A 6,645-nucleotide genomic window follows, 5' to 3' on the forward strand; every position below is an offset into this window, starting at 1 on the left:
TTAGGAGGTGGTTTAAGGCTTACAATAAAAAACCCGCTCAGGCGGGTTTTTTTATATCCGAAATCGCTTATTTGCTGCTGCAGTTCTTGCTGCGGTCGAACGCGATTTTACCGTCCGGCACCAGCGCCTTTTCGGTCAGACCTTCCTCCATCGACGGCTGCACGCTGAAGTGCGCGCTGAACGTCAGGAATACCGGCTCGCCGGCGGTCTTATATGCTTTGGCGTAACCTTGCTCCAGCGCGATGTTGTTGTCTACCGGGAAGGTTTTGCCGGTCGCGCAGTCCTTGAAGACGGCCGCGTCCGCCATATAGGTGTAGCTGCCTTTCAACGTCATCGGCGTTTTAGGCAACGGCTTCTCAACCGGATCCAGGCGGTAATTCAGTTTGGACTCGATCGGCACGCCGCTGCGATCCAGCATTTCCAGGCTCTTGCCCACCGGGCGGAAGTAGCGTTTTTCGCCGTTGCTGTCGGTCAGCACCAATTTATCCGCCGTGCGCGCCCATTTACCGTAATCGGCAAAGGTCTGATCGCCGTCTTTGGTGCCGCGATAGGTTTCCTGCAGCACGAAGGTGCCGTCCTCATCCAGGAACAGCGCCGTATCCAGACCGCCGCAATCGGCGCAAGGCAACACCCCTTGATAGCTCTGCGGCATCGGCTGCAGCGGTTGTTCCTTCGGTTGATAATGATTGTTGCATCCCAACAACGAGAGTGCGCCTGCCGCGAGGAACAGGGCTACCGTAATTTTTTTCACAGTTATTCTCCTACTGTGTTCATGTATTCCTAAGTGCGAACCTTGCCACGCAGCGCCTTGGTGGCGCCTTTACGCGCCTTGCCTTCCAGGCGACGCAGTTTGGCCCCTTTCGTGGGCTTGGTCGCCTTGCGGGTTTTTTCCACCACCATCGCCTGCCGAATCAGCGCGGCCAGCCTGGCCAACGCCGCTTCGCGATTCAATTCCTGGCTGCGGTACTCTTGCGCCTTGATAATCACCACGCCATCAGCGGTAATAAGATGATGATTCAGCGCCAGCAGCCGTTCCTTATAATACTCTGGCAGGCTGGATGCCCGGATGTCAAAGCGCAAATGGATCGCCGTTGAGGTTTTGTTCACGTGCTGGCCGCCCGCGCCCTGCGCGCGGATCGCCGTCAATTCCAGCTCATTATCCGGTATGGCTACGTTTCTTGACAGTTCCAGCACCGGTCACACCTGTGCCTGCTGCCACTCGGCAAACTGGATTTCCAGACTATTCTGAGCATCGGACAGCCAAATAGTTCCCTCTTGCAACGTCGCCTGCAGCGTCATGGTGCGGCTGGCCAATGCCGTCAGGCGCGCCAGCTGTTCGTCGTCGAGAAAACGCACGCTCAGGTTCTTGTGGCCGGCCACCTTGCCCTGCATTCCCTGCCACCATACGTGCGCGGCGCGCTCGCCGTAAGCGTACAGCACCACGCGCGGCGACTGGTTGCAGGCCTTGCGAATGCGCTTCTCGTCGGGCAATCCCATCTCGATCCACATTTCCAGCCCATTGTGGTCGTTGCGCTGCCAGATCTCCGGCTCGTCGTCGGCGCTCAGCCCTTTGGTGAACACCAGCCGTTCGTCCGCATGGCAGATCCAGGCCAGCAAGCGCAGCATCATGCGCTGCTCGTTTTCGGACGGGTGTTGCGCCAGCGTCAGCGTGGCGTCGTGGTAGAAGTGACGATCCATATCAGCAATATTGACCGCGGCTTTATAAATGGTTGCTTTCAGCGCCATGGGTGACCTCGTTATTATCCGGCGACAGTGTACTTGATCAGGGCCAAACCCCGCCAGCGCGGCCAGGCCGCGGCAGTGCGAAAGGCGTGCCAGGGTGCTGATAACTCCATAACAGCTGTGCTATAGTCGTCTAGGATAGGATAAAACTCCGAGAGCCTGCGCCTCATCGCGAGAGCGGTCTTGATGATGCAGAGGTTCTTAAGGGAGGAAACTGTGCAACAATACTGTGAGTTAGTACGCCGTACTTACGCCGAGATTGGCAGTGGAGATCTTGGCTACGTGCCTGATGCGCTGGCTTGTGCGTTAAAGGCATTGGACGATGTCGCAGCGAACGACGCGCTACCGTCCTCCGTTAGGGAACAGGCGGCCTTTGCCGCCGCTAACTTATTGGTGAGCGACTATGTTGATGAATGATGAGTACCAACCCATCAATTGCGATGACTACGACAACCTGGAACTCGCCTGTCAGCATAAACTTATTCTGAAGCTGGAGTTACGCGACGGAGAAGTGATCGAGGCCAAGGCGATCGACCTGCTGCAAAAGAAACGCGTTGAGTATCTGACCATCGAACAGAACGGCCAACAGCGCGACCTGCGCCTTGACCATATCAGCAGTTTCAGTCATCCGGAAATCGGTACCGTGGTCGTCAGTCTGTCGGACTGAGTAGCGGTAACCCCATCCCAACAGGGCAGCCCAACGGCTGCCCTCGTCATTTAAGGCTTCAGGCTGGCGTAAAAGGCCGCCAGATCGGCGATATCGTCATCCGACAGCCCCGACACATAGGCCTTCATCACCTCGGCTTGGCCGCCGTTGCGCTCCCCTTTCTTATACGCCTGCAGCGCGTGCTGCAGGTACATGGCATTCTGCCCGGCCAGATTCGGGTACATCGGCACCGTCACCTTGCCCTGCGCGCCGTGGCACGCCGCGCAGGCGGCGGCTTTCGCCTGACCGGCGGCCGCATCCCCCGCCGCCAACGCCGGCAGGCTGAACAGGCCGGTGGCCAACAGCGTGATCCCCACAAACTTCATCATTGCTCCTCGCTATTATGATTTTTTTCCCAGCGCAGCCGCCATGGGCGTTCGCCTTCCGGCACCAGCCCCGCTTCACAGACGAATACGCCCAGCGCGGCGATCAGCTGCTCATCATAATAAATCAACGGGATGCGTTCACGCTGCCAGGGCGGAATACCCAGCTCCTGCCACAGTTTTTTTATCGGCCGCGAATGGGCGCGCCCCACGATGCGTACCGTGCCCTGCACGCCGCCGAAACGAATGCTGATCCGCTGCGATGGCTGCGGCGCACGCAGCGCCAGCTCGCCCTCACCGGCGACAAGCCACCCCAGCCCATCCGGCAGCGCCAGCGGCTCGTCAGGCTGCCAGGGCAGATGCACATCGCGCAGCGCCGCCAACGGCGGCAACAGGTGCAACCGGCCGCGGAAACGGCGAATCTGATAGGTGCCGAGCTGCAGCTGCGGTTCGGCATCCTCCCGGCTGAGCGCCACCTCCTCCCACAGGCGTTGCAGCTGCTCACGCGCCGGCATGGCGACGTTAAACAACGCGATCCAGCGCCGCAGCAAGGCGAAGCGCCGCACCGGCGAACAGTCCGTCAGGCCGTCAATCGCCAATGAGCGATCCGCCGCCAACAGGTTTTGCAGCGGTTCCGCCAGCAGTTCGTCCAGCAGTTGCTCCTGCTCGGCGCACAGGCCGGCGCTGCGCGCCACCGCCGAGGCGAAGTGCGGCCAGCGTTGATTGAGCTGCGGCAGCACCTGCAACCGCAGGAAATTGCGATCGAAGCGCGTGTCCTGATTGCTGTCGTCATCGATCCAGGTTAAGGCGTGGCGTTGCGCATAGCTTTCCAGCGTCTGACGCGAACAGCCCAACAGCGGCCGCAACAGCAGGTGCTCACCCAACGCCGCGCGCGCCGCCATCGCCGACAGCCCCGCCGGCCCGCTGCCGCGCTTGAGCGCCAACAGGAAGGTTTCGCTTTGATCGTCGAGGTGTTGAGCGGTGAGCAGCGCTTCGCCCTCCGTCAGCGCGGTGCTGAAGGCGGCATAGCGCGCCGCACGCGCCGCCGCTTCGATACCGCCCTGGCGGGCGTCCACCTGCACGTGCGTCACCGTCAGCGGGATCTGCCAGTCGGCACAGCGGCTGCGGCAATGCTCAACCCAGCGGTCGGCAAAGGCGCTCAGGCCGTGATGCACGTGCAGCGCACGCAGCTGCAGCGCCGGACGCTGGCGGCGCAACTCCGCCAGCGCATGCAGCAGTACGCTGGAATCCAGGCCGCCGCTGAACGCCACCAGCAGCCGCTGCTGCGCGCCCAACTGGTCCGCCACCCGCGTCGTTAATTGATCAGTATTCATCGATAGGCTTTGTCACTTCTACATAGCTGCACGTTAACCCCGCCTACCGTCATCAATCAAGCATTAACCGTCCGGGCCTGGCGCCGCGTCAGCAACCACCAGCCGCCCAGCACCGCGCTCACCGCCAGCGCGCATCCGGCCGCTCCCCAGCCGATCTGAGCGAAAATGCGGCCATACGCCTGCATCGCCGCCCCCTCGATGTGATCCTCGGCGGTCTGATTGGCGATAATGCCCGCCAGGTAGTTGGCGATCGAGCCGGTCGCCAGCATATAGATACCGGTCAGCACGCCGGTGGCGCCGGGGATATTCAGCCGGGTGATCTGCGCCATCGCCACCGGATCGATAAACAGTTCGGCGAAGCCCATCACCGCCAGGCCGGCGATCATCAGCCCCATCGATCCCGGCCCGTGCAGCCGCGTATTGAGCGCCATCAGCGTAAAGCCGACGCCGATCAACAGCAGACCGAAGGCGAACTTGCACCAGATGCGCAGCGTGCGATCGCCCGTACCGTCGCCGCTCGCAAGCCATGCCAACGCCACGCCGCCCAGCATCACCGCGCAGGCGTTAACCGACTGGAACAGCGCGGTCGGCACCGTCCAGCCGAACCAGCGCCGATCGACGAAGTGATCGATAAACAGGCTGATGGAGCTGCCGCCCTGCTGGGCGAAAGCCCAGAACAGCGTGCCCAGCAGCATCAGCACAGCGATCTGCCACAGCCCCCGGCGCTGGCCGGCGTCCGCACGCAGCATAATGCGCGCCACCAGCACCACCGCCGCCACGCATACCAGCCCGAGCAAATAGCCGGCCCAGTCGTGCACAAACAGCAGCGTGAAGAACAGCGGCGATGCCAGCAGCGCCGCCAACAGCCAACCCCAGTGCGGCAAACCCAGGCTTTTGGCGCGCATCAGCGGTGCATTCACGCCGCGGGTATGGCGGAAGTGGCGCCCGCCAAGCAGGAAGATCGCCAGGCCGGCGAACATGCCGATCCCGGCCAACGCAAAGCCGACGTGCCAGCCATAGCGCTCGGCCGCCAACCCGCAGGCGATCGGCGCCAAAATGGAACCGACGTTGCCGGCGGCGTACAGCAGCGAGAAGCCCCCTTCGCGGCGCGAGTCCTGCGCCGGATACAGCTCGCCCAGCAGGCAGCTGATATTGGATTTGAACAGACCGTAGCCGCAGATGATGATGGCCAGCGCCAGATAGAGCGACTGGGCGGAGACCGCACTCAGGCCGAGCACGATATGCCCCAGCGTCATCAGCGCCGCGCCGGCAATCACCGCGACGCGATTGCCCAGCAGGCGGTCGGCGAGCCAGCCGCCCAAAATAGGAGTGACATAAACTAACGAAGCGTAAGCGCTGTAGAGATCGATGGCGTGGCTGTCGGTATAGCCGAGTTGGTGGGTCAGATAGAGAATCAGTAACGCACGCATGCCGTAAAAGCTGAAATATTCCCAAATTTGTATGGCTACGACATAGTAGATTGCGCGCGGCTGTGAGGGTGTTTTCATGGAGGTCTCCCATCAGTCGGTGAACGACAAAGGGGAAGCGCGAGCGCCTCCCCTGTTATTGGCTGCGGTTATTTCGCCTTCAGCACTTTCACCCGATAACGTCCGTCCGCCTGACGATAGGCGCCGTGAATGTCGGTTTCAAAGCCCGGATAATGCGCGCCGATTTCGCACAGCATCTGCAGGAACTCCAGCACCGGCCGGCTCTCCTCGGTCAGCATTTCGCCCGGCATCACCAGCGGCACGCCCGGTGGGTATGGGAGGATCATATTGGCGTTGACCTTGCCGACCATCTCTTCCAGATAGACTTCTTCCACTTCGCCGTGCAGCTCTTTCTGGAACGCCTGATACGGGTTCATCACCATGGTTGGCAGCACTTCGAACGCGCGATACATCAGATCCGGCAGGTTGTGTTGCTCCACCAGGCGGTGAATGTTCTGCGCCAGATCCTGAATGCGCATGTTTTCATAGAAATCAGGCGCTTCCTGATACAGCGAAGGCAGCATGTTTTTCACCCGCAGGTTCAGATCGAACGAGCGTTTGAAGTCGGTCATCGCGCGCAGCAGGCTGAGCGCCTTGGTTTTGTCGATGCCGATGCTGAACAGGAACAGCAGGTTGTACGGCCCGGTTTTCTCGACGATGATGCCGCGTTCGTCGAGGTATTTCGCCACGATGCTGGCCGGGATACCGAACGGCTGCATCTCGCCTTCCTTGCTCATCCCCGGCGTCAGAATGGTGACCTTGATCGGGTCGAGATACATGTGTTCGTTATCAATATTCTTGAAGCCGTGCCAGGCGCTGTCGGAACGCAGCGGCCAGCATTCCGGCTCATCGATATGCTCCGGCTGCCAGACGTCGAAGAACCAGCCGTCGGATTCAACTTTCAGGCGTTTGATCTCTTTGCGGAACTTGATCGCGCGCTCGATAGAGCCGTTGATCAGGCGCTTGCCGGCGTTGCCTTTCATCATCGCCGCGGCGGTTTCGGTCGACGCCACGATGCCGTAGTGCGGCGAGGTGGTGGTGTGCATCATGTA

General features: G+C 61.0%; 8 protein-coding genes and 1 pseudogene. 2 read left to right on the forward strand and 7 right to left on the reverse strand.

Translation table 11 applies throughout. From position 1 onward, the window contains the following. Positions 1-67 precede the first annotated feature (67 nt). From nlpE to HMPREF3138_RS00865, 3 genes are read right to left on the reverse strand one after another with little or no spacing between them, the layout of a single operon-like run. Positions 68-751 carry an envelope stress response activation lipoprotein NlpE gene (gene nlpE / locus HMPREF3138_RS00855; protein ID WP_033649820.1) on the reverse strand — a complete coding sequence of 228 codons (684 nt, stop codon included), beginning with the start codon at positions 749-751 and terminating at the stop codon, positions 68-70. Positions 752-780: 29 nt separating this feature from the next. Beyond that, positions 781-1,194, reverse strand: coding sequence for an alternative ribosome rescue aminoacyl-tRNA hydrolase ArfB (gene arfB / locus HMPREF3138_RS00860; RefSeq protein ID WP_028127523.1), 414 nt, complete (start codon positions 1,192-1,194; stop codon positions 781-783). A 3-nt stretch (positions 1,195-1,197) separates the two neighbouring features. Beyond that, positions 1,198-1,746 (reverse strand): YaeQ family protein, encoded by a 549-nt coding sequence (locus tag HMPREF3138_RS00865; protein WP_033649819.1) that lies wholly within the window; start codon positions 1,744-1,746, stop codon positions 1,198-1,200. A 213-nt stretch (positions 1,747-1,959) separates the two neighbouring features. Here HMPREF3138_RS00865 and HMPREF3138_RS00870 point away from each other — a divergent pair, with 213 nt between their 5' ends. Both HMPREF3138_RS00870 and rof read left to right on the forward strand, forming a co-directional pair. Beyond that, positions 1,960-2,160, forward strand: coding sequence for a YaeP family protein (locus HMPREF3138_RS00870; RefSeq protein ID WP_004931993.1), 201 nt, complete (start codon positions 1,960-1,962; stop codon positions 2,158-2,160). Beyond that, complete coding sequence (gene rof / locus HMPREF3138_RS00875) at positions 2,147-2,410, forward strand: Rho-binding antiterminator (protein WP_004931991.1); 264 nt, start codon at positions 2,147-2,149, stop codon at positions 2,408-2,410. The genes HMPREF3138_RS00870 and rof overlap by 14 nt, the downstream gene beginning before the upstream one ends. Positions 2,411-2,460: 50 nt before the next feature. Here rof and HMPREF3138_RS00880 read toward each other — a convergent pair whose 3' ends face one another. The 4 genes and pseudogenes from HMPREF3138_RS00880 to HMPREF3138_RS26900 form a co-directional block, all read right to left on the reverse strand. Further along, complete coding sequence (locus HMPREF3138_RS00880; RefSeq protein WP_033649818.1) at positions 2,461-2,775, reverse strand: c-type cytochrome; 315 nt, start codon at positions 2,773-2,775, stop codon at positions 2,461-2,463. Further along, a complete protein-coding gene (gene tilS, locus HMPREF3138_RS00885) occupies positions 2,775-4,106 on the reverse strand; it encodes a tRNA lysidine(34) synthetase TilS (protein ID WP_038878810.1) in 1,332 nt (443 codons plus the stop codon). Before tilS ends, HMPREF3138_RS00880 begins: the two co-directional genes overlap by 1 nt. Positions 4,107-4,162: 56 nt before the next feature. Beyond that, positions 4,163-5,614, reverse strand: coding sequence for a dipeptide permease DtpD (gene dtpD / locus HMPREF3138_RS00890; RefSeq protein WP_038878807.1), 1,452 nt, complete (start codon positions 5,612-5,614; stop codon positions 4,163-4,165). A 68-nt stretch (positions 5,615-5,682) separates the two neighbouring features. After that, positions 5,683-6,645 (reverse strand): annotated as a pseudogene (locus HMPREF3138_RS26900) (lysine decarboxylase LdcC); the annotation flags it as partial.

Source organism: Serratia sp. HMSC15F11, assembly GCF_001808215.1.
Lineage (GTDB): Bacteria > Pseudomonadota > Gammaproteobacteria > Enterobacterales > Enterobacteriaceae > Serratia > Serratia nevei.

What these genes read in the sequence shown, in the direction of transcription:
- HMPREF3138_RS00865 (WP_033649819.1), bottom strand. Translation starts at nt 1,746, where the DNA reads ATGGCGCTGAAAGCAACCATTTATAAAGCCGCGGTCAATATTGCTGAT.
- rof (WP_004931991.1), top strand. Translation starts at nt 2,147, where the DNA reads ATGTTGATGAATGATGAGTACCAACCCATCAATTGCGATGACTACGAC.
- HMPREF3138_RS00880 (WP_033649818.1), bottom strand. Translation starts at nt 2,775, where the DNA reads ATGAAGTTTGTGGGGATCACGCTGTTGGCCACCGGCCTGTTCAGCCTG.
- tilS (WP_038878810.1), bottom strand. Translation starts at nt 4,106, where the DNA reads ATGAATACTGATCAATTAACGACGCGGGTGGCGGACCAGTTGGGCGCG.
- dtpD (WP_038878807.1), bottom strand. Translation starts at nt 5,614, where the DNA reads ATGAAAACACCCTCACAGCCGCGCGCAATCTACTATGTCGTAGCCATA.